The organism is Luteimonas panaciterrae (assembly GCF_020511115.1).
Taxonomy (GTDB): Bacteria; Pseudomonadota; Gammaproteobacteria; order Xanthomonadales; family Xanthomonadaceae; genus Luteimonas; species Luteimonas panaciterrae.
Genome location: NZ_JAJAVH010000011.1, coordinates 27124 through 52285 on the forward strand (window position 1 = coordinate 27124; position 25162 = coordinate 52285).

28 protein-coding genes are annotated in these 25162 nt (G+C 64.7%); 16 read left to right on the forward strand and 12 right to left on the reverse strand.

Annotation, left to right across the window (positions count from 1 at the left end; translation table 11 throughout):
• Positions 1 to 46: 46 nt before the first annotated feature.
• The 4 genes from tgt (at position 47) to secF (ending at position 4577) form a co-directional block, all read left to right on the forward strand.
• Entirely contained in the window at positions 47 to 1156 is a 1110-nt protein-coding gene (gene tgt / locus LG367_RS12910; protein ID WP_226469673.1) for a tRNA guanosine(34) transglycosylase Tgt, read from the forward strand.
• A gap of 121 nt (positions 1157 to 1277) precedes the next feature.
• The gene (gene yajC, locus LG367_RS12915) at positions 1278 to 1628 is read left to right on the forward strand and encodes a preprotein translocase subunit YajC (RefSeq protein WP_226469674.1); all 351 of its coding nucleotides are present in this window, start codon (positions 1278 to 1280) and stop codon (positions 1626 to 1628) included.
• A gap of 102 nt (positions 1629 to 1730) precedes the next feature.
• Positions 1731 to 3596, forward strand: coding sequence for a protein translocase subunit SecD (gene secD / locus LG367_RS12920; RefSeq protein WP_226469675.1), 1866 nt, complete (start codon positions 1731 to 1733; stop codon positions 3594 to 3596).
• A gap of 15 nt (positions 3597 to 3611) precedes the next feature.
• Positions 3612 to 4577: a protein translocase subunit SecF gene (gene secF / locus LG367_RS12925; RefSeq protein WP_226469676.1), complete on the forward strand. Its 966-nt coding sequence runs from the start codon at positions 3612 to 3614 to the stop codon at positions 4575 to 4577.
• A gap of 51 nt (positions 4578 to 4628) precedes the next feature.
• Here secF and LG367_RS12930 read toward each other — a convergent pair whose 3' ends face one another.
• A complete protein-coding gene (locus LG367_RS12930) occupies positions 4629 to 5411 on the reverse strand; it encodes a DODA-type extradiol aromatic ring-opening family dioxygenase (RefSeq protein WP_226469911.1) in 783 nt (260 codons plus the stop codon).
• Between the two features lie 164 nt (positions 5412 to 5575).
• Between LG367_RS12930 and LG367_RS12935 the strand changes: the two genes are divergently transcribed.
• The 5 genes from LG367_RS12935 (at position 5576) to LG367_RS12955 (ending at position 10508) form a co-directional block, all read left to right on the forward strand.
• Positions 5576 to 7027, forward strand: coding sequence for a bifunctional 2-methylcitrate dehydratase/aconitate hydratase (locus LG367_RS12935; RefSeq protein ID WP_226469677.1), 1452 nt, complete (start codon positions 5576 to 5578; stop codon positions 7025 to 7027).
• 191 nt (positions 7028 to 7218) lie between these two features.
• Entirely contained in the window at positions 7219 to 8340 is a 1122-nt protein-coding gene (locus LG367_RS12940; RefSeq protein WP_226469678.1) for an OmpA family protein, read from the forward strand.
• A 232-nt stretch (positions 8341 to 8572) separates the two neighbouring features.
• Positions 8573 to 9094, forward strand: a complete 522-nt coding sequence (locus LG367_RS12945; protein ID WP_226469679.1) for a hypothetical protein — start codon at positions 8573 to 8575, stop codon at positions 9092 to 9094.
• A 142-nt stretch (positions 9095 to 9236) separates the two neighbouring features.
• A complete protein-coding gene (locus LG367_RS12950; protein WP_226469680.1) occupies positions 9237 to 9773 on the forward strand; it encodes a hypothetical protein in 537 nt (178 codons plus the stop codon).
• A 216-nt stretch (positions 9774 to 9989) separates the two neighbouring features.
• The gene (locus LG367_RS12955) at positions 9990 to 10508 is read left to right on the forward strand and encodes a hypothetical protein (protein ID WP_226469681.1); all 519 of its coding nucleotides are present in this window, start codon (positions 9990 to 9992) and stop codon (positions 10506 to 10508) included.
• Positions 10509 to 10571: 63 nt separating this feature from the next.
• On the opposite strand, the gene kbl is transcribed toward LG367_RS12955, so the two are convergent.
• From kbl to tdh, 3 genes are read right to left on the reverse strand one after another with little or no spacing between them, the layout of a single operon-like run.
• The gene (gene kbl, locus LG367_RS12960) at positions 10572 to 11765 is read right to left on the reverse strand and encodes a glycine C-acetyltransferase (RefSeq protein ID WP_226469682.1); all 1194 of its coding nucleotides are present in this window, start codon (positions 11763 to 11765) and stop codon (positions 10572 to 10574) included.
• A 40-nt stretch (positions 11766 to 11805) separates the two neighbouring features.
• Positions 11806 to 12099, reverse strand: coding sequence for a hypothetical protein (locus LG367_RS12965; protein ID WP_226469683.1), 294 nt, complete (start codon positions 12097 to 12099; stop codon positions 11806 to 11808).
• Positions 12100 to 12112: 13 nt separating this feature from the next.
• On the reverse strand, positions 12113 to 13135 hold the full coding sequence (gene tdh, locus LG367_RS12970; RefSeq protein ID WP_226469912.1) for an L-threonine 3-dehydrogenase: 1023 nt from the start codon (positions 13133 to 13135) through the stop codon (positions 12113 to 12115).
• 212 nt (positions 13136 to 13347) lie between these two features.
• On the opposite strand from tdh, the gene LG367_RS12975 reads away from it, so the two are divergent.
• A complete protein-coding gene (locus tag LG367_RS12975) occupies positions 13348 to 15549 on the forward strand; it encodes a S46 family peptidase (protein ID WP_425490967.1) in 2202 nt (733 codons plus the stop codon).
• A gap of 44 nt (positions 15550 to 15593) precedes the next feature.
• Here LG367_RS12975 and LG367_RS12980 read toward each other — a convergent pair whose 3' ends face one another.
• The 6 genes from LG367_RS12980 to LG367_RS13005 all read right to left on the reverse strand — a co-directional run bounded on the left by LG367_RS12980 (position 15594) and on the right by LG367_RS13005 (position 17339).
• Entirely contained in the window at positions 15594 to 15809 is a 216-nt protein-coding gene (locus LG367_RS12980) for a hypothetical protein (protein WP_226469684.1), read from the reverse strand.
• Positions 15810 to 15954: 145 nt separating this feature from the next.
• Positions 15955 to 16188 (reverse strand): DUF6289 family protein, encoded by a 234-nt coding sequence (locus tag LG367_RS12985; protein ID WP_226469685.1) that lies wholly within the window; start codon positions 16186 to 16188, stop codon positions 15955 to 15957.
• Positions 16189 to 16209: 21 nt separating this feature from the next.
• Positions 16210 to 16428 carry a DUF6289 family protein gene (locus tag LG367_RS12990; protein ID WP_226469686.1) on the reverse strand — a complete coding sequence of 73 codons (219 nt, stop codon included), beginning with the start codon at positions 16426 to 16428 and terminating at the stop codon, positions 16210 to 16212.
• A 62-nt stretch (positions 16429 to 16490) separates the two neighbouring features.
• A complete protein-coding gene (locus LG367_RS12995; RefSeq protein WP_226469687.1) occupies positions 16491 to 16784 on the reverse strand; it encodes a DUF6289 family protein in 294 nt (97 codons plus the stop codon).
• Between the two features lie 10 nt (positions 16785 to 16794).
• A complete protein-coding gene (locus LG367_RS13000; RefSeq protein ID WP_226469688.1) occupies positions 16795 to 17022 on the reverse strand; it encodes a hypothetical protein in 228 nt (75 codons plus the stop codon).
• Positions 17023 to 17099: 77 nt separating this feature from the next.
• Positions 17100 to 17339 (reverse strand): DUF6289 family protein, encoded by a 240-nt coding sequence (locus LG367_RS13005; protein ID WP_226469689.1) that lies wholly within the window; start codon positions 17337 to 17339, stop codon positions 17100 to 17102.
• Positions 17340 to 17508: 169 nt separating this feature from the next.
• Here LG367_RS13005 and LG367_RS13010 point away from each other — a divergent pair, with 169 nt between their 5' ends.
• Together LG367_RS13010 and folC are read left to right on the forward strand one after the other, a co-directional pair.
• Positions 17509 to 18153: a histidine phosphatase family protein gene (locus LG367_RS13010; protein WP_226469690.1), complete on the forward strand. Its 645-nt coding sequence runs from the start codon at positions 17509 to 17511 to the stop codon at positions 18151 to 18153.
• A gap of 166 nt (positions 18154 to 18319) precedes the next feature.
• Positions 18320 to 19576, forward strand: coding sequence for a bifunctional tetrahydrofolate synthase/dihydrofolate synthase (gene folC, locus LG367_RS13015; RefSeq protein WP_226469691.1), 1257 nt, complete (start codon positions 18320 to 18322; stop codon positions 19574 to 19576).
• Between the two features lie 126 nt (positions 19577 to 19702).
• Here folC and LG367_RS13020 read toward each other — a convergent pair whose 3' ends face one another.
• Entirely contained in the window at positions 19703 to 20074 is a 372-nt protein-coding gene (locus tag LG367_RS13020; RefSeq protein WP_226469692.1) for an antitoxin YezG family protein, read from the reverse strand.
• A 21-nt stretch (positions 20075 to 20095) separates the two neighbouring features.
• Positions 20096 to 20878 carry a DNA/RNA non-specific endonuclease gene (locus LG367_RS13025; protein WP_226469693.1) on the reverse strand — a complete coding sequence of 261 codons (783 nt, stop codon included), beginning with the start codon at positions 20876 to 20878 and terminating at the stop codon, positions 20096 to 20098.
• A gap of 318 nt (positions 20879 to 21196) precedes the next feature.
• On the opposite strand from LG367_RS13025, the gene LG367_RS13030 reads away from it, so the two are divergent.
• Genes LG367_RS13030 through LG367_RS13045 form a run of 4 tightly spaced genes read left to right on the forward strand, consistent with a single transcriptional unit; the run spans position 21197 to position 25151 of the window.
• Positions 21197 to 22246, forward strand: a complete 1050-nt coding sequence (locus tag LG367_RS13030) for an SPOR domain-containing protein (protein WP_226469694.1) — start codon at positions 21197 to 21199, stop codon at positions 22244 to 22246.
• A gap of 55 nt (positions 22247 to 22301) precedes the next feature.
• The gene (purF, locus tag LG367_RS13035; protein WP_226469695.1) at positions 22302 to 23774 is read left to right on the forward strand and encodes an amidophosphoribosyltransferase; all 1473 of its coding nucleotides are present in this window, start codon (positions 22302 to 22304) and stop codon (positions 23772 to 23774) included.
• Positions 23775 to 23812: 38 nt separating this feature from the next.
• On the forward strand, positions 23813 to 24376 hold the full coding sequence (locus LG367_RS13040) for a hypothetical protein (protein WP_226469696.1): 564 nt from the start codon (positions 23813 to 23815) through the stop codon (positions 24374 to 24376).
• Positions 24306 to 25151 (forward strand): ferritin-like domain-containing protein, encoded by an 846-nt coding sequence (locus LG367_RS13045; RefSeq protein WP_425490968.1) that lies wholly within the window; start codon positions 24306 to 24308, stop codon positions 25149 to 25151. The genes LG367_RS13040 and LG367_RS13045 overlap by 71 nt, the downstream gene beginning before the upstream one ends.
• Positions 25152 to 25162 lie beyond the last annotated feature (11 nt).

Here is a 25162-nt window from a genome sequence, read left to right on the forward strand (position 1 = left end):
GCAGGAATGACGAGCTTGAGGCGCCCGATACCATCGAGATTGCGGCATGAGTCGCATGTCGTTCGAGCTGCTCGGCAACGACGGAGTCGCGCGTCGCGGCCGCCTGACGTTTCCGCGCGGCACGGTGGAAACGCCGGCCTTCATGCCGGTGGGCACCTACGGATCGGTGAAGGGCGTGCTGCCGGAACAAGTGCGCGCGCTCGGCGCCGAGATCATCCTCGGCAATACCTTTCATCTCTATCTGCGGCCGGGACTGGACGTGATCGAGGCGCATGGCGGCCTGCATGGCTTCTCGCGCTGGGACGGCCCCATCCTCACCGACTCCGGTGGCTTCCAGGTGTTCTCGCTGGCGCATCGCCGCAAGATCAGCGAGGCCGGCGTGACCTTCGCCGCGCCGACCGACGGCTCCACCGTATTCCTCGGGCCGGAGGAGAGCATGCGCATCCAGAAGACGCTCGATTCCGACATCGTGATGATCTTCGACGAATGCACGCCGTATCCGGCCACCGAGGAAGTCGCGCGAAAATCGATGGAACTGTCGTTGCGCTGGGCCGAGCGCAGCCGTCGCGCGCACGATGGCAACGATGCGGCGCTGTTCGGCATCGTGCAGGGCGGGGTGCATCACAGTTTGCGCACGCGTTCGGCGGAGGGGCTGAAGCAGATCGGCTTCGACGGCTACGCCATCGGTGGGCTCGCCGTCGGTGAACCGGAGGCCGAACGCAACGCCATGCTCGAACACACTTGCCCGCAGCTGCCGGACGATCGGCCGCGTTATCTGATGGGCGTGGGACGTCCCGAGGATCTCGTGGAGGCGGTCGCGCGCGGCGTGGACATGTTCGATTGCGTGATGCCCACCCGCAACGCCCGTAACGGCCATTACTTCACATCCTTCGGCACGGTGCGCATCCGCAATGCCAAGTACGAGCGCGACACCGGACCGATCGAGGAAGGCTGCGGCTGCTATGCCTGCAGCCACGGCTATACCCGCGCCTACCTACGCCACCTCGACCGCTGCAACGAGATGCTGGCGCCGATCCTCGGCACGCTGCACAACCTCTGGTATTACCAGCGGCTGATGGCGCAGATGCGCTCAGCCATCGAGGCGGGAACCTTTACGGACTTCCGGGAGTCTTTCTACGCAGCCAGAAGCCGGTAGGCCGGGGTCCATTCCCCGGCGGAGGGGGTATCGTTCGCAGGGGCATCGCCCCGTCCCGTGAAGCCAATCCCCCGGACGGCATGGCATACTTCCCGACTATTTTGCCAGTGGAACCCAGTGAATGAGCCCGCTCGACCTGCTTGACTTCGTGATTTCCCCCGCCCATGCGCAGGCCGCCGCACAGGCGCCCGCGGGCGGCGGCTTTGGCGTCTTCGTTCTGCCGCTGGTCCTGCTCGCGGTGATGTACTTCATCATGATCCGCCCGCAGATGAAGCGCCAGAAGGAACATCGCGCGATGCTGGAGAAACTCGCCCCCGGCGACGAGGTCATCACCAACGGCGGTATCGCCGGCGTGGTGCGCGAGATCGGCGACAGCTTCATTTCCGTCGAGATCGCCGACAACGTGCGCGTGCGCGTGCAGAAGGGTGCCGTCGGCAACGTGCTGCCGAAGGGCACGCTGAAGTCCGCCTGATCCTTATCATCCTTTCGGCCGCGGCAGACCGCGGCCGGAGTTGATCCCGTCCGTCGTGCAGGCGCCTCATCCGATCCGGAGCGGCGCCATGGAAATGTTCCGATGCTCGAATTTCCTCGCTGGAAATACATCCTGATCCTGGTGGTGGTGCTGATCAGCGGCTTGTACGCGCTGCCCAACATCTATCCGAAAGACCCGTCGGTGCAGATCACCGCCAGCCGCGGCGCCGCCATCGACGATGCGCTGCGCGTGAAAGTGGAAACCACGCTCAAGGCCGCGGGCATCACGCCCAAGTCCGTCGCGGTCGAGGACGGCAATCTGCTGGCGCGTCTGCCCGCGCTGGATGTGCAGACCAAGGCCGCCGAAGCGCTGCGTCCCGTGCTCGGTGAGAACTACGTGGTCGCGCTCAACCTTGCCACGACCGTGCCGTCCTGGCTGGAGAACCTGTTCGCACGTCCGATGCTGCTCGGCCTCGACTTGCAGGGCGGCGTGCACTTCCTGCTGCAGGTGGATCAGAAGGCCGCGCTCGACAAGCGCCTGGATGCCTACGCCGACGACGTGCGCGTGGCATTGCGCGAAGCCCATGTCGGTTACGAGTCGGTCGAGCGCAGCGGCGACAACAGCGTCCGTGTCGCGTTGGCGCCGGGCGCGGATGTCACCAAGGCGCGGGAAGCCATCGCCAAGACCCTGCCGACGCTGCAGATGACGGTCGAGGGCGGCGCACTGATCGCGCGCGTTCCGGACACCGAACTCAACCAGATCGTGCTGAACGCGATCGAGCAGAACGTCGGCACGCTGCGCAACCGCATCAACGAACTCGGCGTGGCCGAACCGATCATCCAGCGCCAGGGCACCGACCGCGTGGTCGTGCAGCTGCCGGGCGTGCAGGACACCGCACAGGCCAAGCGCATCATCGGCGCGACCGCCACGCTGGAATATCGCGCCGTGGCCGACGGCAATGCCTTCGACGCCGTTTCCACCGGCAAGGTGCCGCCGGATGCGCGCGTGTTCTATCGCAAGGAAGTCGGCCCCGATGGCAAACCATTCCCGATCCTGCTGAGCAAGCGCGTGATCGCCACCGGCGAGCAGCTGGTGGATGCGAAGTCGATCATCGATCCGCAGAGCGGCACGCCGGCGGTGTCGGTGACGCTCAACGGCCCGGGCGGCCAGCGCATGTTCGACTTCACCAGCCAGAACGTCGGCAAGCAGATGGCGGTGGTGTACATCGAGCGCATTCCGGAAGTGAAGATCATCGACGGCAAGGAAGTGCGCACCACCCGTACCGTCGAGCAGGTCATCAATGCCGCCACCATCCAGGGCGTGTTCGGCAAGAACTTCCAGACCACCGGCCTTGAAAGCGCGCAGTTCGCCGCCGATCTGGCGCTGCAATTGCGTGCCGGTTCGCTGGCCGCGCCGATGGACTTCGTCGAGGAGCGCGTGGTCGGTCCCAGCCTGGGTAAGGAGAACGTCGAGCGCGGTACCACCGCGGTGATGTACTCGTTCCTGTTCGCGCTGGCGTTCTTCCTGATCTATTACCGCATGTTCGGCCTGATCACCTGCTTGGCGTTGCTGCTCAACCTGCTGATGGTGATCGCGGTGATGTCGGTGTTCGGCGCCACCATGACCTTGCCCGGCTTCGCCGGCCTGGCGTTGTCGGTGGGCATGTCGGTGGACGCCAACGTGCTGATCAACGAGCGTATACGAGAGGAGTTACGCGCGGGGGTGCCACCGAAGACGGCCATCGCCACGGGCTACGACAAGGCCTCGGGCACGATCTTCGACTCCAACATGACCGCGCTGCTGGCAGGTATCGCCCTGTTCGCGTTCGGTACCGGTCCACTGAAGGGCTTCGCGATCACCATGATCGTCGGCATCCTGACCTCCGTCTTCACCGCCGTCACCGTTTCGCGCGCGCTGGCCACTTTGCTCTACGGCCGCCGCAAGAAGCTGAAGACCTTGGCCATCTGACGGGAGACTCCATCCATGAAAATTTTCCCGTTGCACCTCATCCCGAACGACACCAACATCAACTTCATGCGTCTGCGGTGGGTGTCGCTCGCCATCGCCACGGCGCTGGCGCTGGTGGCGGTCTGGGCGATCGCCTTCAAGGGCTTCAACTTCGCGCTCGATTTCACCGGCGGCACGCTGGTCGAGCTGCATTTCGACAAGCCCATCGACATCGACCCGGTGCGCGAGCGCATTGAGAAAGCCGGCTACACCAGCGCGCAGGTGCAGAGCTACGGCAGCAGCAGCGATCTGCTGATCCGCCTGCAGTCGCGCGATGGCGCGACGACTGCCGCGGCCAGTCACACGGTGGCCAACGAAGTGCTGAAGGTGGTGTCCACGCCGGAGAACCCGGCGCGGATCGCGCGCTCCGAATTCGTCGGCCCGCAGGTAGGCGGTGAGCTCGCGAGAAACGCGGGCTGGGCGCTCGCCTTCGTGGTGGTCGGCTTCGTGCTCTACATCTGGTTCCGGTTCGAGTGGAAATTCGCGATCGCCGCGATCCTGACCACCTTGCACGACGTGCTCGTTGTCGCCGGCTTCTTCGCCCTGACCGGGCGCGAGTTCGACCTCACCGTGCTCGCCGGTCTGCTGTCGGTGATGGGCTATTCGATCAACGACACCATCGTGGTGTTCGACCGCGTGCGCGAGAACTTCCGCAACCTGCGCGTGGATCCGGTCGAGGTGCTGAACCGTTCGGTCAACCAGACGCTCTCGCGCACCATCATCACTTCGTTCGTGGCGTTCCTGACGGTGCTGGCGCTGTACCTGTACGGCGGCGGCTCGCTGGAAGGCATGGCGATCTCGCAGATGATGGGTATCGTGATCGGTACCATCTCCTCGATCTTCATCGCCTGTCCGCTGCTGACGATGGGCTTCCTGAAGGTCACCAAGCAGGATCTGATGCCGAAGGCGAAGGATCTCGAGGCGCTCGCCCGCAGGCCGTAAGCCGGGACGAGTGTTGTCGCGACGGCCGGCCCACAAGCCGGCCGTTGTCGTTTAATCGAACGCGAAGGCGTCCAGCGCCAGCGTTCCCAATTCGAATGAATCGTGCAGGTGGCGGGCCGTTGGCGTTTCGCCGCCCGCGCCCATGGCGACGAACAGCGGCATCAGATGCTCGGTGGTCGGATGCGCGTGACGTGCATTTGGCGCTTGGCGCGCCCAGTCGAGCAGCGCGTCGGTGTCGCCGGTTGCGATCCGGCCGGTCATCCAGTCCCTGAAATCCCGCGACCAGGGCGCCAGCGGTGCATCGCGATGCCGCCAGTCGAGATCGCCGAGGTTGTGCACGAAACCACCCGAACCGATCACCAGCACGCCCTGCGCGCGCAAGGGCGCGAGCGCACGTCCGAGAGCGTGATGCCAGGCGGCGTCCCGGTGCGGGCTGACCGAGACCGGCACCACCGGCAGGTCGGCATCCGGGTACATGCGCCTGAGTGGCACCCAGACGCCGTGGTCGAGTCCATGTTGCGGACGTAGCGAGGGTGTCAGTCCGGCCGCTTCGAGGCGGCTCGCGATCTCGGCGGCCAGCTCCGGTGCGCCCGGCGCGGGGTAGGTGATCTGGTACAGCGCCGCGGGAAAGCCGCCGAAGTCGTGCACGGTTTCCGGGGGCGCCGCCGCACCGATGGCCGGAGCCTCCGCCATGAAATGTGCCGAGACGACCACGATCGCGCGCGGCCGCGGCAGCTGCGCGCCCAGGCCGTCGAGGAAGCGGCCGGCGGGCGAATCCTCGACCGCGAGCATCGGCGAGCCATGCGACAGGAACAGAGAGGGAAGGGGAGAAATGGCATTCATCCCCCGACGATGCTGCCCAGACCGGTCCGCCACAAGCGCGACGGATGGGCCGCTACGTTGTCGGGATCGCGTCGATCGGCGGGCGAAACGACGGTTCGTCCACCGCGCTCTGGCAAAATACGCGTCTTTCCTCCACCCACGACCCAGAGCCGCCGATGAGCCACGCCGATATCCGTTCCGCCGTCCGCCCGAAACCCGACCAGCCGATGGTCGACATCGCGGACTACGTCATCGACACCAAGATCGATTCGGCCGAGGCCTACGACACCGCCCGCTACATGCTGCTCGACTCGCTGGCCTGCGCGATGCTGGCGATGAAGTTCCCCGATTGCGTCAAGCACCTCGGCCCGCTGGTACCCGGCGGCGAACTGCCCGGCGGCGCGCGCGTACCTGGTACCAGCTTCGAACTCGATCCGGTCCAGGCCGCATTCAACATCGGCACCCTGGTGCGCTGGCTCGACTTCAACGACACCTGGCTGGCCGCCGAGTGGGGCCACCCCTCCGACAACCTCGGCACCATCCTCGCCGTCGGCGACTACCTCTCGCGCAAGGCCGAGAAGGAAGGCGGCAAGGGCCTGACCGTGCGCGACGTGCTCGGCTGGGCGATCAAGGCGCACGAAATCCAGGGCGTGTACGCGCTGCAGAACTCCTTCAACCGTGTCGGCCTCGATCACGTGATCCTGGTGCGCCTGGCCTCGACCGCCGTCGCCACCGCCATGCTCGGCGGCGACAAGGAGGCCGTGATCACCGCCGTCTCGCATTCATGGATCGACAACGGTGTGTTGCGCACTTACCGCCACGCGCCCAACACCGGTCCGCGCAAGAGCTGGGCCGCCGGCGACGCCTGCCGTCGCGCCGTCATCCACGCCATCAACGCCGCGCATAAGAAAGTGGTCGGCTACCCGAGCGCGCTTTCGGCCAAGACCTGGGGCTTCTACGACATCGCCTTCAAGGGCAAGGAATTCCAGTTCGAGCGTCCGTTCGGCAGCTACGTGATGGAGAACGTCCTGTTCAAGATCAGCTACCCGGCCGAGTTCCACGCCCAGACCGCGGTGGAATGCGCCATGCAGCTGCACGGCCAGGTGAAGGACCGTATCGACCAGATCGAGAAGATCGTGATCGAGACCCAGGAAGCCGGCGTCCGCATCATCGACAAGACCGGCCCGCTGGCCAACTACGCCGACCGCGACCACTGCATCCAGTACATGGTCGCCGTGCCCCTGATCTTCGGCCGCCTGACCGCCGCCGACTACAACGACGACGTCGCCGCCGACCCGCGCATCGACGCCCTGCGCGACAAGATGACGGTCCAGGAGAACCCCCAATTCACGAAGGACTACTTCGATTCCGACAAGCGGTATATCGGCAACTCGGTGCAGGTGTTCTTCAAGGACGGCAGCTCCACCGACAAGGTCTCGATCGACTACCCGATCGGCCACCGCAAGCGCCGCGGGGAGGGCATTCCGGTGCTGCTGGCCAAGTGCGAGGCCGCGCTGCGGGCGCATCTGCCGGCCGGCCAGGTCGACCGCCTGATGGCCCTGGCCGCCGATCCGAAGGCTCTGGACGCGCTCCCGCTTTCCGATTTCATTCAGCTATATCAACAATAATGTTGAACAGACCTTAAGGCTGAGGGGGGCGCATCAGCTTGGCTTCCCCTAACTGTTATGGTAGCGTTAACAACGCCTTCACACGGCAGGCAATAGTCTGCGCGGCGAAGGCAGGCAGACCAGCTGTCTCAATCTAAGAAGTAGAAACTGCAACACCGCTTTATTTCCCCTTGATCTAGGAGCTGAACCCAATGAACAAGAAACTCCTTTGTGCCGCACTGCTGTGTGGTCTGGGCGTCGCCCAGGCGGCCAGCGCGCAGGAGTTCGACGACCGCTGGTACCTGACCGGTAGCGTCGGCTACAACTTCCAAGACAACGATCGTCTGACCGACGACGCTCCGTTTGGCACCATCGGCCTCGGCAAGTTCATCAGCCCGAACTGGTCGCTCGACGGCGAGCTGAACTATCAGAACCCGAACTTCGATTCCGGCAAGGTCAACCACGGTGAAGACCTGAACTGGAGCCAGTACGGCATCTCGTTCGACGCCCGCTACCACTTCATCAAGGAAGGCCGCGGCTGGAACCCCTACCTGCTGATGGGCCTGGGCCTGCAGCGCACGGAAGAAGAGTTCGAGACCACGCCTGACCCGAACTCCCCCGGTCAGCGCCGCGACAACAACCTCGCCGCCAAGGTGGGTGTCGGTCTGCAGACCACCTTCACCAAGCGTGTCGCGGTTCGCGCCGAAGTGGCCTACCGCGCCGACTTCGACGACCAGAGCTTCACCCCGACCCAGCACGGTCATGATGAAGACTGGTTCGGCGACCTGCTCGCTTCGGTTGGCGTCGTGATCCCGCTGGGTCCGGCCCCGACCGCTCCGGTCGCTCCGGCTCCGGCCGCCGAGCCGGGCTGCGCGGACAAGGACGACGACGGTGACGGCGTCAACAACTGCGACGACAAGTGCCCCGGTTCGCAGGCTGGCCAGACCATCGGTCCGGACGGCTGCCCGGTGCCGGTCTCGATCGACCTGAAGGGCGTGAACTTCGACTTCGACAAGTCGACGCTGCGTCCTGACGCGGTCTCCATCCTCAACGAAGCCGTTGAGATCCTGAAGCGCTATCCGGATCTGAAGGTTGAAGTCGCCGGTCACACCGACTCGAAGGGTACCGACGCCTACAACCAGAAGCTCTCCGAGCGTCGCGCCAAGGCCGTGTACGACTACCTGACCAGCAACGGCGTTGACGCCGGTCGCCTGGTTGGCCCGGTCGGCTACGGTGAGACCCGTCCGATTGCTCCGAACACCAACCCGGATGGTTCGGACAATCCGGAAGGCCGTGCGAAGAACCGTCGCACCGAGCTGAACGTCCAGAACTAATTGGACAACTTCCGAAGCGTTCGGCCACGGCCGAACGCCGAGGAAGCAGCGATATGAAGAAGCCCGGCCTAGTGCCGGGTTTCTTTTTTCCATCGATTCCGATTGACCAGCTACGCTGTTGTGAAGCGCTTCGGCGATCGGAACTTCAAGTAATACATGAACAAGCGTGCGCAAGACTTGCCGCATGCTGCGTTGCCGCCTACACTCCCGGGATCATTTGTGAGGGATTGTCATGCGCAAGACGTTGCTGGTTCTGCTCTGTTTCGCCGCTCCCGGACTTGCGCAGGCGATCGATTGCTCGAACACGAACGTGCCACGCGCGCCGGTGCAGGCGACCGTGATAGCGCCGATCTCGGCCGACCTGGCCACGCCCGCGTATCGCCTCGGCAGCGCCGGCAGCGTGCTGGCGCAGGCCTATGACGAAACGCAGTCGCTGGATCAGGTACTGCTGCGCCTGCGCATCGAAGGCTGCGCGAACGTCGCCAAGGCCATGCCCGCGCCGAGCGCGATCAACCCCAACGATCCGGCGGCCTACAAGCCGCTGACCGAATTCGACAACACGCCCTGGCGCTTCGACATGAGCCAGAACGGCAAGCGGATGACGGCCGAGGAATTCGATGCCTGGATGAAGGCGCGCGGCGTGCGCGTGGCCAAGGGCAACGGCGCGGCGGCTGTCGCGGCGCCACCCGTGCAACCGGCTCCGACGACACCGGCTCCCGCGCCCGTGGCCGAGCCTACGAAGCCGAAGAAGTAACGCCGATCGAGTCGGGCAAGGAGTCCCGACTTCGAGCTTCACGTGGCTATCACGTGAGGCTGATAGCGTTCGCCGAGTTTTTCAGGAAGTGGTTCGCCGGAAATCCGGCGATGCCGATGTTCGTCCACGGAGGAGGAAGACGATGTCTCGAGCGATTTTCGCTGTCGATACCACCGCGCGTTCGCGCAAATGGCGTGCTTTTCTTGCTTGCGGCAGAACCCTTCTGGCCCTGCTCGTTCTATTGGGGAGCCAGTCCGCCTCGGCGGATCCAGTCAAGGCTGACCAGGCGTTGCAATTCGCCGACATCCAGTACCAGACGTTCAAGCTCTATTACCAGACCGGCAAGCAGTTGGTCTTGAGCGGCCAGATCGAGGCGGCACGCGTCAATTTCCAGGCGGCGCACCTTCAAACGGTGATGCTCAACATCGATCTGCAGCAATTGTCGCTGGAGAACGTGGACAGCCTGCAGAATGGCCAGTGTAATGATTGCAATCTGCAGCAGCAGGCGGTCACCTACAGCCAGTTTGCCCAGGTGGATTCCATGGTGCTGCAGCTTCATCTGGCGAACCTGTCGCAGACGCCGACTTCGCAGGCATCGATGTCCCAGGCCGATCTTCAGATCATCCTGCTGGATCTGGACCTGCAGCAGGCCGAGTACTACACGCACGCTGCGCAGTGAGCCGTACCGGCGATTTCGCGAAAGGCCGCGTGCGGCCTTTCGTTTTGCGTGCCGGCGATTCCAACTGGCCGGGAATCGCAGGCGATTGACGGCCAGACATTCGACGCCTGTCGCGGCGCACGGCATCCATTGATTGTCCGTGGCAGTGCTCGATACCGCATGAGGGGGCATGCGGATGCGGTAAAAAACCACCATAGAACATTCACGGAGGAAGACATGACGTCTCAAACAATCCCAACCCGCAAGTGCCGCGGTTTTCGTGCCGGCGCCAAGGCCGTGCTGCTCGCCGCGGCGATGCTGTGCAGCCAGGCGGCATCGGCCGATCCGGCGATTGCAGGGCAGATCCTGCAGCTCGCCAAGCTCGACTACCAGCAGTTCGACATGTATTACCAGCAGGGCAAGCTGTATGCCCAGATCGGCCAGGTACAGAACGCGCAGCAGTATTTCCTGTCTGCACGCCTGCAGGCGACGATGATCTCGATGGATCTGCTGAATCTCCGCGCCGAGAACGTGGATACCCTGCACGAGGGGCAGTGCAACGACTGCAACAAGCAGGAGATAGCGATCCAATACAACAGCGTCGCCAGCCTGAACGCCACTGTCCTCGACACGTACATGTCGATGCTGGTGCAGTCGCCGACTTCGCAGCAGTTGCTGGTTCAGGCCGAGATGAAGCGGATCGAGCTCAACATGAGCATGCTACAACTCGAGCAGGCGATGCTCGCGGCGCAGTAATCCGTATCGTCACGTGGACCAAGGAAGGCCGCGGCTGCGGCCTTTCCTTTTTCACGGCGGCGCTCAGCCTTTGATCACGCCCAGCTCGCGACCGATGCGGGTGAAGGCGTCGATGGCGCGATCAAGATGCTCACGGGTATGCGCGGCGCTCATCTGCGTGCGGATGCGTGCCTGTCCCTTCGGCACCACCGGGAAGAAGAAGCCGATGGCATAGATGCCTTCTTCCAGCAGCCGCGCGGCGAATTTCTGCGCCAGCGGGGCGTCGTAGAGCATCACCGGGCTGATCGGATGCGTGCCGGGTTTGACATCGAAACCAGCGGTGGCCATTTTCTCGCGGAAATAGGCGGTGTTTTCTGCCAATTGCTCGCGCAGATCGCCGGCGGCGTCGAGCATCTCGAAGGCCTTGATGCCGGCCGCGACCACATGCGGCGGCAGTGAATTGGAGAACAGGTACGGCCGCGAGCGCTGGCGCAGCAGCTCGATCACTTCCTTCTTCGCGGTGGTGAAGCCGCCGAGCGCGCCCCCCATCGCCTTGCCGAGCGTGCCGGTGAAGATGTCGATCTTGTCCAGCACGCCTTTCACTTCGGCCGAGCCGCGGCCGGTCTTGCCGAGGAAGCCGGTGGCATGGCATTCGTCGATGTGGACCAGTGCGTTGTACTTCTTCGCCAGCGCGGTGATCTCGTCGAGCGGGGCGATGAAGCCGTCCATCGAGAACACGCCATCGGTGGAGATCAGCTTGGTGCGCGCGCCGGCGGTGTCGGCGGCCTGCAGCTGCGCTTCCAGGTCGGCCATGTCGCAGTTGGCGTAGCGGAAGCGCTTGGCCTTGCACAAACGGATGCCGTCGATGATCGAGGCGTGATTGAGAGCGTCGGAGATGATCGCGTCTTCCTCGCCCAACAGCGGCTCGTAGAGGCCGCCGTTGGCGTCGAAGCAGGCGGCGTAGAGGATGGTGTCCTCGGTGCCGAAGAAATCGGCGATGGTCTTCTCGAGCTGCTTGTGCAGATCTTGGGTGCCGCAGATGAAGCGCACCGAGGCCATGCCGAAGCCGTGCGTGTCGAGCGCGTCCTTGGCGGCCTGGATGATGTCGGGGTGGTCGGCCAGGCCCAGATAGTTGTTGGCGCAGAAGTTCAGCACCTTGCGGCCGTCGGCGAGGGTGATCTCGGCCGATTGCGGGCTGGTGATGATGCGTTCGGACTTGAACAGGCCCTGTTCGCGGATTTCTTCGAGAGTGTCGGCGTAGCGCTGCGTCAATGACATGGAAAACTCGTCTGCGGCCGCGGATGCGGAATGATGTGTGTCAGCCCGTATAGGGCTCGTTGTTGCGCGGCGCATCCGGTAGCTGCCGATCGAGCGATTGGCGATAACGGATGCAGCCGCGCAGGAATTCGGGCCAGCTCGGCACGACGGGTGCCGGATCGGTGCGTTCGGGCAGCAACGTCCACAGGTCCGGATGGTGCCAGCACAGCGCGTGTCCGGTGCTGTCGCGATGCGCGCGGATGCCGTGTCGCAGTTTGCGGACCTCCGCGATCAGTGCCTCGCGCGCCATTCCATCAAAATCGTCATCGAGTCGATTGTCGCCGGACGTCGCCATCGCGAAGCCTCCGTCAGTTCCAGCTCAGGACCACCTTGCCGGCCTTGCCCGATTCCATCAGATCGAAGCCTTTCTGGAATTCGTCCACCGGCAGTTGGTGGGTGAGCACCTTGCCGAGCGGGAAGCCGGACAGCACCAGTTGCGTCATCTTGTACCAGGTCTCGTACATGCGGCGTCCGTAGATGCCGTGCAGCGTGAGGCCCTTGAAGATGATCTTGTCCCAATCCACGCCCGCGCCCTTGGGCAGGATGCCGAGCAGGGCGATCTTGCCGCCGTGGTACATGCAGTCGAGCATGTCGCCGAAGGCGCGCGGATTGCCGCTCATCTCCAGGCCCACGTCGAAGCCTTCCATGTGCAGGTCGCTCATCACGTCCTTCAGCGACTGATTGGAGACGTTGACCACGCGCGTGGCGCCCATGTCGGCGGCGAGCTTGAGGCGATAGTCGTTGACGTCGGTGACCACCACGTTGCGCGCGCCGATGTATTTGCAGATGCCCGCGGCCATCACGCCGATCGGGCCGGCGCCAGTGATCAGGACGTCCTCGCCGACCACGTCGAACTCCAGCGCGCAATGCGCGGCGTTGCCGTAGGGATCGAAGAAGGCGGCCAGTTCGCTCGGGATCTGGTCCGGAATCGGCCACAGGTTGCTGGACGGCATCACGATGTATTCGGCGAAGGCGCCGTTGCGGGTCACGCCGATGCCGACGGTGTTCGGGCACAGGTGCTGCTTGCCGGCGCGGCAGTTGCGGCAATGACCGCAGACGATGTGGCCTTCGGCCGACACGCGCTGGCCGATCGCGTAGCCGCTGACGCCGGGACCGATCTGGACGACGCGGCCGACGAATTCATGACCGATGACGAGGCCGGGCTTGATCGTGCGCTGGCTCCACTCGTCCCACAGATAGATGTGCAGGTCGGTGCCGCAGATCGCGGTTTTCTCGAGCCGGATCAGCACTTCGTTGGGGCCGGGCGAGGGCACCGGTACCTCTTCCATCCAGATGCCTTTGGCCGCCTCGCGTTTGACCAGCGCTTTCATGCTGGAAGGGAGCTGCGAGGGTGTCGATGGCAGGGCGGTCTGCGACATGGTGGGCCAGCGGGGTCGGAAAGAAGCCGCCATTGTACCGCCGCGCCTCCACGCGGCATCGCGCCGCATCGTTGGCGCGGCGAGGGTGCCATTCATGACCGCCGGCAGTTGCCGTGATCGGGGGCCTGTGTCTATGGTCCGGTTTTCGGTCAAAAAGGAAATCCGTGCTTATGCGTATGTTTCATTTGGGGCTGGCCAGCGCGCTGCTACTGACGACGACGGCGAGCGCCAATGAAGGCATGTGGGTGCCGCAACAGTTGCCGGACATCGCGCCGGCGCTGCAACAAGCCGGATTGAAGCTCGATCCGAAGCAGCTCGCCGATCTGACCGGTGATCCGGTCGGCGCGGTGGTCTCGCTGGGTGGCTGCACGGCCAGTTTCGTTTCGCCGCAGGGATTGGTGGTGACCAATCACCATTGCGCCTACGGCGCGATCCAGCTCAATTCGACGCCCGAGAAGAATCTGATGGTGAGCGGCTTCAACGCCGCCAATCGTAGTGACGAGCTCAGTGCCGGCCCCAATGCGCGCATCTACGTGCTCGATTCGATCCAGGACGTGACCGCGCAAGTGAAGGCGGCGATCGCGGCGGCCCCCGACGCGCTGGCGCGGACCGAGGCGCAGGACAACATCGAGAAGCAGCTGATCGGCGCCTGCGAGAAGGGGGGCGGTTATCGCTGCAAGCTCTACAGCTTTTCCGGCGGCAACGTGTATCGCCTGTTCAAGAATCTCGAGATTCGCGACGTGCGCCTGGTCTATGCGCCGCCCGGTAGCATCGGCAACTACGGCGGCGAGATCGACAACTGGATGTGGCCGCGGCACACGGGTGATTTCTCGTTCTATCGCGCCTACGTCGGCAAGGATGGAAAACCTGCCGCGTTCGCCGCCGACAACGTGCCGTATCAGCCCAAGCATTGGCTGAAGTTCGCCGACAAGCCGCTCGCGGCCGGCGATTTCGTCATGGTCGCAGGCTATCCGGGTGTCACCAACCGTTATGCGCTGGCCGACGAGTTCGACAACACCGCCGACTGGTCGTATCCGACGATCTCGCGTCACCTCAAGCAGGTGATCGCGCTGGTCCAGGCGGAGGGCGCCAAGCAGCCCGACATCGCCGTGAAATATGCCAACACCGTGCGCAGTTGGGAGAACGTGTCCAAGAATTACGACGGACAGATCGAAGGCTTCAAGCGCATCGGCGCCTCCGCGCGCAAGCACAGCGAGGAGAACGCGGTGCTCGACTGGCTGCGCGGCCAGGGCGATGCCGGGAAACCGGCCTTGGAAGCGCATGATCGCCTGGTGGCGCTGGCGAACGAGGCCAAGGCGACGCGCGATCGCGATGCGATCCTCGGCCAGTTCAACAATACCGGCGCCATCGGCACGGCGATCACGCTGTATCGCCTCAGCCTCGAACGCGCCAAGCCGGATGCCGAGCGCGAGGTGGGTTATCAGGAGCGCGATCTGCTCACGATCGAGGGGGCGCTCAAGCAGATGGACCGCCGCTACGTGGCCAGCATGGACAGCGGATTGCAGCGCTATTGGCTGACGCAATACATCGACCTGACCAAACAACAGCGCCTGGAGCCGGTGGACAAGTGGCTGGGCGGAAGCAACGAAAAGGCGATCACGCGCGCAGTCAGCAAACTGGCGAAGACCAGGCTCGGCGATTCCGCCGAGCGCACGAAGTGGTTCACCGCCGACAGCAAGACGTTCGAAAGCAGCAAGGATCCGGCGATCCAGTACGCGGTCGCGATGATGCCGACGCTGCTGGAGCAGGAGCGCGTGCGCAAGACGCGCGCCGGTGACGATCTGATCGCGCGGCCCGTGTATCTGCAGGCGGTCGCCGATTACCGCAAGAGCAAGGGCGAGGCGGTGTATCCCGACGCCAATTCGTCGCTGCGCATCACCTTCGGAAACGTCAAGCCGTACACGAAGCTCAGCGGCGCGGCGCAGCTGCCGTTCACGACGGCGGAGCAGGTGGCGGCGAAGAACACGGGCAAGGCGCCGTTCGATGCGCCCAAGCCGTTGCTGGATGCCATCGCCGCGAAGCGCTACGGCAAGCTCGCCGATCGTGCGCTGGGCACGCTTCCCGTGAATTTCCTTTCCGATCTCGACATCACCGGCGGCAATTCCGGTTCGCCGGTGCTCGACGGGCAGGGACGATTGGTCGGACTTGCGTTCGACATGAACTGGGAAGCGGTGGTGTCGAACTGGGTGTTCGATCCGGCGATGACGCGGATGATCTCGGTCGATGGCCGTTACGTGCGATGGATCATGCAGGAGGTTTATCCGGCGCCGCAGTTGCTGCGTGAGATGAACATCGCGCCGAGCCAGACTCCGGCAGGCAAGCCCGCGAAGAAAAAGCGGCGGTAGTCTTCCCGCCGCCGCTTCGTTCCTGATGTGTCGGTGCGACCTGCCTACTGGCTGCAGTCGACTTCGCCGAGGAGCCGGACATCACCTGTGGTCACGCCGTGCACGGTGATGTTCCCCTGGCAGTCGTTGACGGCCCAGCCGACCTGCACGCCATCCTGGTAGTAGCCGTAGATCTGGCGCGGGGGAGGGAGTTTCGCCGCAGCCGCGGTCATGGCGATCGCGGCCAGCACAAGGCCGAGTGCGAACTTCTTCTTGAGCATGTTCAAACTCCTTTTCTGTCCATGTCGACGACAGTGTCGACGCTTTTGAACCGGCGACTGGATTCGATCCGTCGCCGGTTTCTTCCGGAAAGAAAGCGATGGCGGAGGTGTTCCGCCATCGCTTCGGATATCGATCAATCGCCGCTTATTCCACCGGAGGTGGGCAATTGATCGAACTCATCACGGGGCGGCCGGTGATTTCGCCCCACTCCTTGGGCGTCGAGGCGCCGCAAGACCACCACGCCTGGCCGATCAATTCGGTGTCGGCGTTGTAATAGCTCACGTATTGACCCGGTCGCGTCGGATAAAGAATGGCCAGGGCGGTCGTCGTGACGAAAGCTGCCACGAGACCGAGGCTCAGAGCGAGTTTCATACGCATGCGATGTCTCCTGCGTCGTGTTTAGCGCGGATTGCAGACCAGATGACCGTTGGTGACCGAGGACGAGGTGCGCGTGCCGGAATAGCTGAAGACACCGTCGCAGCTCATCACCCAGGTGCCGACGACGTTGCCGTTGTCATCGAGATAGACGCCCATGTCGCCGTTGTTCGGGCGGGCGAGGGCGATACCGGCAACGAGGGCGGCGCTCAGGCCGAGGGCGAGGACGAGTTTCTTGCGCATTGGAAAACTCCTGATGTTTGTTCAAGTAAGTAACGATGGGGGACGATCGGTCGCGATGACCGTCAGACGTCGGGTTCGCAGAGGAAAACGCCGCCTTCGCTGCGTTTGGTAATGAATCCCCAGGATTCCGGCGTGCCGTCGCAATGGATGGCGCGGTAGCCGACGACATTGCCGGTAGCGTCGAGGTAGTAAACAAATTCGCCGAGCCCGAGATCGGGCGCGACGGCCGAGGTACTGCCGGCGGCAAACGCGGCGGCGAGGCTAATGCTCAGAACAATTGCGGTTCGCATGTGTTTGCTCCGATGAAGGCCTGTTGACTGCGGCCGGAGAAATGCCCCGGCCGCGATGTGGTTCATGGGCTGCCTATCAGTCCGGATTGCAGACCGCGTGGCCGCTGCTGTACGAGTTGGTGCGGATGCCTTCCTCGAAGAGGTTGCCATCGCAGTCCATCGACGCGGAGCCGACGATTTCGCCGTTCGCATCGAAGTAGAAGTAGAACTCGCCGATTTCGTTGGGCCCCGGTGGACGGGCGAGGGCGACAGTGGCGACGAGCGAGGCAGCCAGGCCCAAGGCCAGGATGAGGGGATTGCGCATGTTGTTCTCTCTCTTTTTGAAGTTGGACGATGCATGCGCGCGATGGCGCATGCGCCGGTCATCCGACGCGAGTGTGGTCAGCGCGGATCGGGGTCGCAGATGTAGTAGCCGACCTCGTAGTGGCTGGTGCCATGGCCCCACTTGTCGATGTTGCCGTCGCAATCGATGGCGAAATGGCCGACGTGCTGGCCGGTATCGTCGTAGTAGTCGTAGATCTGCCCGGGCCCATCCGGGCCCGCCGCGGCGACGGCGAGGGCGGTACCTGCGGCGGTGGCGGATGCCAGGGCCAGCAGCAGGGCCAGAGGTGCTTTTCGCATCAAGATTCTCCTGGTCGAGTGGATTGAACTTGGTGCGTCCGTGCTGGAGTCCCCCCTTGGAACGAATCGAGAGATTCGCCCGACGACGGAGCATATGCACGATGCGGCGCACCAAATGTGAGGCAGGTCTGATAACCTGCCGCGCCCACCATCAGTCTTCGTCCCGCGCATGAAAATCCTGCTAGCCCGTCACGGTGAAACGCCTTGGAACGCCGAAGGCCGCTACCAGGGACAGGAGGACATTCCGCTGTCGGCGATCGGTGAGGCCCAGGCCACTGCATTGGGCGAGCGTTTGTTCGATGTGAAGATCGATCGCGCCGTCGCCTCGCCCCTATCGCGCGCGCGGCGCACGGCGGAGCTGGCGCTGGGTGCTTCGCGGGTGCCGATGCTGACCACCGATCCGGGTTTGATGGAGATCGCGCACGGCACCTGGGAAGGCTTGCTGGCCAGTCAAATCCGCGAGCGCGATCCGCAGCGCCTGCAGGCCTGGCGTGACACGCCGGACAGCGTGCAGATGCCGGAGGGCGAGTCGCTGCAACAGGTATTCGATCGCGCCTGGCCCGCGCTCGTGCGCGCGAGCGAAGGCCTGCAGCCCGCGGACACATTGCTGCTGGTGGCGCATGACGCCGTCAACCGCGTTCTCCTGTGCCATGTGCTCGGCATCCCGTTCTCGAAGCTGTGGACATTCCGCCAAGCGCCGACCACGCTGAACCTGCTCGAGGGCGCGGACGTGGATCATCTCGACGTGGTGCGTCTCAACGATTGCTCGCATCACACGTTGTTCTTCGGCGAAGCGGTGCACCGCGCTCTGTAAATGAGAGTGTGTTATGCCCTTTGCGGCACGCACGTGGCCCTGTGGGGCGGCACGATGCGTTGTTGCGCACCTTGCCAAGGCAGCCGGCCTTGGCGGCGGTACGCGCCTAGCCTCGTACCACCCCACAGAGCCACGCACGCACCGCAAAAGGCATAACGCACTCTCTATGAAATCGCTGAGTGATTGGCTGGCCTACATCGAGCGTCAGCATCCGAAGACCATCGCGATGGGGCTGGAACGTGTGCGTGAAGTAGCCGGGCGCTTGTCGCTGGGCAAGCCGGCGAGGCACGTGATCATGGTCGGCGGCACCAACGGCAAGGGCTCGACGGTGACGTTCACCGAAGCGATCGCGCGCGCGGCCGGATGGAAAACGGGTGCCTACACCTCGCCACATCTGCTGCGCTACAACGAGCGCGTGCGCATCGATGGCCGTGATGCCGACGATGCAGCGCTAGTCACGGCATTCGAAGCCGTGGAGGCGGCACGCGCGGACACGCCGCTGACCTATTTCGAATACGGCACGCTCGCGGCGCTGTGGCTGTTCCAGCGCGCCGCTCTCGATCTTGCGATCCTCGAAGTCGGACTCGGCGGCCGCCTCGATGCGGTGAACATCGTCGACGCCGACGTCGCGGTGATCACCACGGTCGATCTCGATCACCAGGACTATCTCGGCGACGATCGCGAGAAGATCGGCTTCGAGAAGGCCGGCATCGCCCGCGCCTGGAAACCGTTGGTGTTGGGCGAGGACGATCCGCCATCGAGCGTGCTCGGCCATGCCTACGCGATCGGTGCTTCGACGTGGCGGGCGAACAACGACTTCTTCTTCGAACGCATCGACGATGCCAGCTGGCAATGGCGCGAAGTGGGCTACGAGGTGGCGTTGCCGCTGCCGAAGCTGGTGGCGCCCGCGCAGCTGCGCAATGCCGCGACCGCCATTGCCGCGTTGCGCGCGCTGGATGTGGAGATTCCGGACGCGGCGCTCGTCGAGGGCGTGGCGAATGCGAGCCTGCCGGGGCGGTTGCAGAGATTCGAGCGCGACGGCGTCGAGATCGTGGTCGACGTCGGCCACAACCCGCAGGCGGCGCGTGAACTCGCCGCGTGGTTGCGCGCGGATGCCACCGCGGGGCGCACCTTCGCTGTCTATGCGGCGCTCGCGGACAAGGACATCGTCGGTGTGGTGAACGCGCTGCGGGAAGGCATCGCGGGCTGGTACATCGCAGGATTGGAAGAGGCCGGGCCGCGCGGGCTCGATGTCGAGGCATTCGCCGAGCGGCTCACCGGCACCGCGGCATCGGAAGCCGAGCGGCATGCCGACGTCGCGACCGCGCTCGCGGCCGCGCGCGCGCAGGCACGCGAGGGAGATCGCATCCTCGTGTTTGGCTCCTTCTTCACCGTCGCCGCGGCGCTTTCGGTTTTGCAATAGACAGCTTTTTTCGTCATTCCCGCGAAGGCGGGAATCCAAGGACGTTCGGTCCGGTCATCGCGATCTTGACGAAAGTCCTTGGATTCCCGCCTTCGCGGGAATGACGAACTGAGAGACTTCGCGCGATCAGGGACGCGCGCGCTGCGCGATCTCGGCCGCCGTCGCCGGCGTCACGTGCCAGCGCTCGGGATTTTCGTATTCGAAATCGACCGTGGCCTTGCCGGTCCCGCGATCGAGCCTGAACACGCAGGCATGCCACGGCGCCTTGCCGTCGACCTGGGTGGCGTCGCGCAGCTCGTCGAGGCGATCTTCGAGCTCGGGGGCCGCGGGCGTCGCGGGTTGTCCGGCTTCCTCGCCGACATAGCGGAAGCCGTTGAGCTTCGAAACACCATCGCCGTACCACGCCACCAGTGCGTATCGATCCCAGGGCTGCGCGGCCACCTTGGCGTCGGCGACGATCAACCGGCCGATCTCGACGATCAAAGCGTCCTTATCCACGTTGCGGCACCTCGGAAACGATCAGTACTTGTCCATGTCGCCGCGAGGCACGCGATCGAACGTCTGATCGGCCTCGTTGCGGAATGTAACGCGCTGATCGTACACGACGCTGCCATCGGCCGGATCGACGACCTCGTAGGACACGCGCACCTTGTCGGGGCGATCGACGTTGGCCGGCGTCAGATCGACCGTGATGCGCACTTCCTTGCCGCTGTCGATCCAGTCGGCCCATTCGTTCTCCAGCGTCTTGTAGGCGCTGACGTTGAAGTTGCCGTTCTGCGGGAACAGGTTCTTCAGCCCCTGGTCCTTGACGAAGCGGTGGCCGATGACATGGCCGCCCTGGTCGCCCTCGATACCGCGATCGGCGGCGTCGCGCTGCGCGTCCGTCTCGGCGGAACTGCGGTCGATGCCGTCGAAGACCTCGCTCAGGTCGGCCTCGACGTGGATCGGGCGGCCCTGGCTGTCGTTGGTCCAGGTGACGGAGTTGGCGCCGATGCGTTCGGTGGTCTGAGTGGTGCCGTTGGTGGGGGGCGTATCGGTTGGCTTGCCGGTGGACAGCGCGGCGTATTCGTCGCGGACGGCGGGCGGACTGCGCGTCTCCACGGCGTTGGCGACGGTTTCCTGGCCGAACACGCCTTCGATTTTGACCAGCTGCGGCGCTTCCAGCTTGGTCGCCAGATCGTTGACGAAGTCGGTGCGGTCGCCGATCGGCATCTGCTCGACATCCGACTTCAGCTGCGTCGCCTGCACCGGCGTCATCTGCTCGATGGCCGCGTTGGCGGCGGCCGGGTCGGCTTTCGTCAACTCCGGCGGGGTTGGCGGCGGCGGAGGGGGCGGCGGTGGCGGAACATAGGGAGCGCGACCATCGACGAACATGCCGGTCTCTCATTGCCGGTTTCGATGACCGCAAGTCTAGGTGTGCGTGGTCGCGGCCGGTACTGGGGATCACCCTAGCTTTCAGTGCGAGCTTTCGGTGCGAGGGCGTGGCGGACTCTCGTGAAAGTCGGCATGTACGGCGTCTGTACGCGAGGTACCGCGGGCGATCATGGTCCGTGGCGCGCGCGGACCCCGCCTCACCCACGCGGGTATAATTTGCAGGCCCGTCCGCTTCCGCGAGTCTCGATGGAATCCCAACTCAAACAGCGCCTGATCGGTGCGGCCGTGCTGGTCGCGCTTGCGGTGATCTTCCTGCCGATGCTGGTCAAGGGCCCGGCGCCCGACAGCGGGGTTTCCGACGTTCCGCTCAAGACCCCGGAAGCGCCGCAGGGCGAGATGCAGACCCGCGATCTGCCGCTGGTGGCGCCCGAAGAGGCCCCGGCCAACGGAGCAACCGGGATGCCGGCCCCCGATGCTTCGAGCAACGGCGGCGACACGCTGCCCACCGTCGACACCACGACCGCGGGACCTGCCGCCAGCCAGCCCGAACCCTCGCCGGATGCCGCCGACCTGGCCAAGCCGGAGCCGATGCTGCCCCCGAGCGCGGCGGGGGGCGACTACGCGGTGCACTTCGGCGCCTATGCCAGCAGCGTCAGCGCCGACACCGTCGTGTCGCGCCTGCGCGCCGCGCAGCTGCCCGCCTATCGCGAGACCACCACCATGAACGGCAAGTCCGTCTGGCGCGTGCGCGTGGGCCCGTATGCGACCCGCGCCGATGCCGAAACGGCACGCCTGCGCGTCAACGAAATCGGCAAGCAGTCGACCTCGCGCGTGGTGGCGCTGGACGCGGCCGATGCCGCGACGCCCGCCACGGCGAGTGCATCGAAGCCCACGCCGGCCAAGCCCGAGCCGACTCCGGCCAAACCACAGCCGCTGCCGCCGGAACCGGCGAAGCCGGTCGCCTCGACCAAGCCCGTTGCTCCAACCAAGCCTGAACCTACCAAGCCCGAGCCGGTCAAGCCGACGCCCGCACCCGCGCCGAAGCCCTCCGGCGCATCGTCGGTCGGCTTCGCCGTGCAGCTCGGCGCCTTCAGCAGCGCCGATCAGGCGAACAAGAAGCGCGACGAACTGCGCGCCGCCGGTTTCAGCGCCTTCGTCGAAACGGTCAAGACCGACAAGGGCTCGCTGACCCGCGTGCTCGCCGGCCCGGTCGTGAACCGCGCCGACGCCGACCGCCTCAAGGCGCAGATCAAGACGAAAACCGGAGCGGACGGGATGGTCCGCCCGCATCCATAAGCGCACGGATCGCTCGTCACCGTAGTCAACGTTTCATTCCAGGCAGATCAAACTTATGTGCGGCATCGTCGGCATCGTTGGAACCACCGAGGTCGCGGCAGCGCTGTATGACGGCCTGACCGTGTTGCAGCATCGCGGGCAGGACGCGGCAGGCATCGCCACCGCCAACGGCGCGCAGCTGCGCGTGCACAAGGGCAACGGCCTGGTGCGCGACGTCTTCGACGCGAAGGCGATGCACCTGCTGGAAGGGCGCGTCGGCATCGGCCATTGCCGCTATCCCACCGCCGGCAGCGAGGGCAGCGACGAGGCCCAGCCTTTCTACGTCAACTCGCCCTACGGCATCGCGCTCGCGCACAACGGCAACCTGATCAACACCGACGCGCTGCGCCGCGAGGTGTTCGAGGAGGATCGCCGCAATATCAATACCGAGTCCGATTCGGAAGTGCTGCTCAACGTGTTCGCGCACGAACTCGACCGGCAGCATGCGTTGACGCCGGCCGCCGCGTTCAAGGCGATCGAGGGCGTCAACCGCCGCGCCAAGGGCGGCTATGCCGTGGTCGCCACCGTGCTCGGCCTCGGCCTGATCGGGTTCCGCGATCCCTACGGCATCCGTCCGCTGGTGCTCGGCCGCAGGATCACCGATGCCGGCACCGAATATGCGATCGCCTCGGAGTCGGTGGCGCTGGATATCCTCGGCTTCGAACGCCTGCGCGATGTGCAGCCCGGCGAAGGCATCGTGATCACCGCGCGCGGCGAGCTGCACACGCAGATGTGCGCCGAGCCGCAGCAGCACGCGCCGTGCATCTTCGAATACGTGTATTTCGCGCGCCCGGACTCGATGATCGAGGAGATCTCGGTGCACAAGGCGCGCATGCGCATGGGCGTGACGCTGGGCGAGAAGATCCTGCGCCAGCGTCCCGATCATGACATCGACGTGGTGATTCCGATCCCCGACACCTCGCGCGATTCCGCGCTGGAAATCGCCAACACGCTCAACGTGAAATACCGCGAAGGGTTCATCAAGAACCGCTACGTCGGCCGAACCTTCATCATGCCCGGGCAGGGCGAGCGCGCGAAGTCGGTGAAGCGCAAGCTCAATCCGATTCCACTGGAATTCCGCAACCGCGTCGTGCTGCTGGTCGACGATTCGATCGTGCGCGGCACCACGTCCAAGCAGATCGTGCAGATGGCGCGTGATGCCGGCGCGCGCAAGGTGTATCTCGCCTCCGCCGCGCCACCGGTACGCTATCCGAACATCTACGGCATCGACATGCCGTCGGCGGACGAGCTGATCGCGCATGGCCGCACCGAGCAGGAAATCCAGCAGTTTCTCGGCTGCGACTGGTTGATCTATCAGGATCTGGCCGATCTCGAGGCCGCCGTCGCCGGCCCGAAGTTTGTCGGGCGCAAGTTCGACAGTTCCTGCTTCAGTGGCGAATACGTCACCGGGATCGAGACGGGCTATTTCGAGCGCCTGCAGCAGCTGCGTTCCGACGAGGCGAAGAAGAAGCGGCGCTTGGCCTCGTGAAGCGGGGCTTCCGCAAGCCGATCGCCGTCGCGTTGGCCGTGGCGGCGCTCGCCGCATGCCATCGCAATGGAGGCGAGGCTGCATCGCCGGTCACGAAGCTTGACGATTCGCGCGTAGTGCAGGGGGACCCCGCCGGCAGCGTGGTGTTGTCCCCGCCCACCTACGCCTACACCGATGGAAATTTCTTTCCTGTCCATGGCGGCCCCGAAGTGCTCGGTGCCACACGCCTCGGGCCGGATATCGTGAAGATATACCTGGCGCGATCAATCCATTCGCAGGGCTCGCTTTCGCACCCGTACGCGGCCTACGCCGTGCAATGCCGCACGCGGCAGCTGCGAATGACCGGTGCGGGAAACACGTTGGACGATGCCTCGCGCGGCGCCGGTGTGCAAATGGCGATCACGCCCTGGCCTGAGCATGCCGGACAGGCCGCGATTTTCGAGGCGGTCTGCGCCAACCGCATGCGCTGCGAATTTCACGACAAGAACAATCCTTGCGAACAGGAAATGCGCAAGCGACTCGACGAAGCGAATGCGAGGGTGGCGGCGGAGAAAGCAACTTCGGGGCCGGGAAATGGCGAGTCTCCAGCAAGCCGCGAGTGAGTGCCTGGCGGCAGCCGCTCCGGAAGACAAAGTCGCTCGAACATTCGCCGCCGCAGAGGCTTACGGTCGCGGCGAACTTCATCTCGACGTTGCCGCAGCGCCACCCGAATCGATCCGCATGCCAGGGCGGCCGGAAAGACCTTTGCTGGTGCATCCGCGCGATCTGCCCAAGCGCGGCTTCGGCACGTCGGAAGGTCGTGCCGCTTTCATCCACTCCATCGCGCATATCGAATTCAACGCCATCGATCTTGCCTGGGATGCCGTCTATCGTTTCCGCGATATGCCGCCGCAGTACTACGCCGACTGGGTGAGTGTGGCGAACGACGAGGCCCGCCATTTCGTCATGCTGCGTGAACGGCTGCGACAGTTCGGCCACGACTACGGCGATTTCGATGCGCACAACGGATTGTGGGAAATGGCCGAAAAAACCGCACATGACGGCTTGGCACGGATGGCACTGGTGCCGCGCGTGCTGGAGGCACGCGGGCTCGACGTCACGCCCGGCATGATTGTGAAGCTGCGCGCGCTGGGTGACGATGCCACCGCCGACATCCTCGAAGTGATCCTGCGCGAGGAAATCGCGCACGTCGCCGCCGGCAGCCGCTGGTTCCGCTGGCATTGCGAGCGCGAGGGTGTGCGGCCCGAGCCGAAATTCCGTGAATTGCTCGCGGAGTATGCGCGCGCCGTGCTGCACGGCCCGTTCAACGTCGAAGCGCGCACTGCCGCCGGGTTCGGCGAAGACGAACTGCGCGCCCTGCAGCAGCTCACTGACTAACCTTTCTTCCG

Coding starts and splice junctions, on each gene's coding strand:
- LG367_RS12985 (WP_226469685.1), bottom strand. CDS start 16,188: ATGCGTATGAAACTCGCTCTGAGCCTCGGTCTCGTGGCAGCTTTCGTC.
- LG367_RS12955 (WP_226469681.1), top strand. CDS start 9,990: ATGACGTCTCAAACAATCCCAACCCGCAAGTGCCGCGGTTTTCGTGCC.
- LG367_RS13000 (WP_226469688.1), bottom strand. CDS start 17,022: ATGCGCAATCCCCTCATCCTGGCCTTGGGCCTGGCTGCCTCGCTCGTC.
- LG367_RS12990 (WP_226469686.1), bottom strand. CDS start 16,428: ATGCGCAAGAAACTCGTCCTCGCCCTCGGCCTGAGCGCCGCCCTCGTT.
- LG367_RS12940 (WP_226469678.1), top strand. CDS start 7,219: ATGAACAAGAAACTCCTTTGTGCCGCACTGCTGTGTGGTCTGGGCGTC.
- LG367_RS12935 (WP_226469677.1), top strand. CDS start 5,576: ATGAGCCACGCCGATATCCGTTCCGCCGTCCGCCCGAAACCCGACCAG.
- tdh (WP_226469912.1), bottom strand. CDS start 13,135: ATGAAAGCGCTGGTCAAACGCGAGGCGGCCAAAGGCATCTGGATGGAA.
- purF (WP_226469695.1), top strand. CDS start 22,302: ATGTGCGGCATCGTCGGCATCGTTGGAACCACCGAGGTCGCGGCAGCG.
- kbl (WP_226469682.1), bottom strand. CDS start 11,765: ATGTCATTGACGCAGCGCTACGCCGACACTCTCGAAGAAATCCGCGAA.
- LG367_RS12995 (WP_226469687.1), bottom strand. CDS start 16,784: ATGAACCACATCGCGGCCGGGGCATTTCTCCGGCCGCAGTCAACAGGC.
- LG367_RS12965 (WP_226469683.1), bottom strand. CDS start 12,099: ATGGCGACGTCCGGCGACAATCGACTCGATGACGATTTTGATGGAATG.
- tgt (WP_226469673.1), top strand. CDS start 47: ATGAGTCGCATGTCGTTCGAGCTGCTCGGCAACGACGGAGTCGCGCGT.
- LG367_RS12950 (WP_226469680.1), top strand. CDS start 9,237: ATGTCTCGAGCGATTTTCGCTGTCGATACCACCGCGCGTTCGCGCAAA.
- secF (WP_226469676.1), top strand. CDS start 3,612: ATGAAAATTTTCCCGTTGCACCTCATCCCGAACGACACCAACATCAAC.
- LG367_RS12980 (WP_226469684.1), bottom strand. CDS start 15,809: ATGCTCAAGAAGAAGTTCGCACTCGGCCTTGTGCTGGCCGCGATCGCC.
- LG367_RS13045 (WP_425490968.1), top strand. CDS start 24,306: ATGCGAGGGTGGCGGCGGAGAAAGCAACTTCGGGGCCGGGAAATGGCG.
- yajC (WP_226469674.1), top strand. CDS start 1,278: ATGAGCCCGCTCGACCTGCTTGACTTCGTGATTTCCCCCGCCCATGCG.
- folC (WP_226469691.1), top strand. CDS start 18,320: ATGAAATCGCTGAGTGATTGGCTGGCCTACATCGAGCGTCAGCATCCG.
- LG367_RS13005 (WP_226469689.1), bottom strand. CDS start 17,339: ATGCGAAAAGCACCTCTGGCCCTGCTGCTGGCCCTGGCATCCGCCACC.
- LG367_RS13010 (WP_226469690.1), top strand. CDS start 17,509: ATGAAAATCCTGCTAGCCCGTCACGGTGAAACGCCTTGGAACGCCGAA.
- LG367_RS12945 (WP_226469679.1), top strand. CDS start 8,573: ATGCGCAAGACGTTGCTGGTTCTGCTCTGTTTCGCCGCTCCCGGACTT.
- LG367_RS13030 (WP_226469694.1), top strand. CDS start 21,197: ATGGAATCCCAACTCAAACAGCGCCTGATCGGTGCGGCCGTGCTGGTC.
- secD (WP_226469675.1), top strand. CDS start 1,731: ATGCTCGAATTTCCTCGCTGGAAATACATCCTGATCCTGGTGGTGGTG.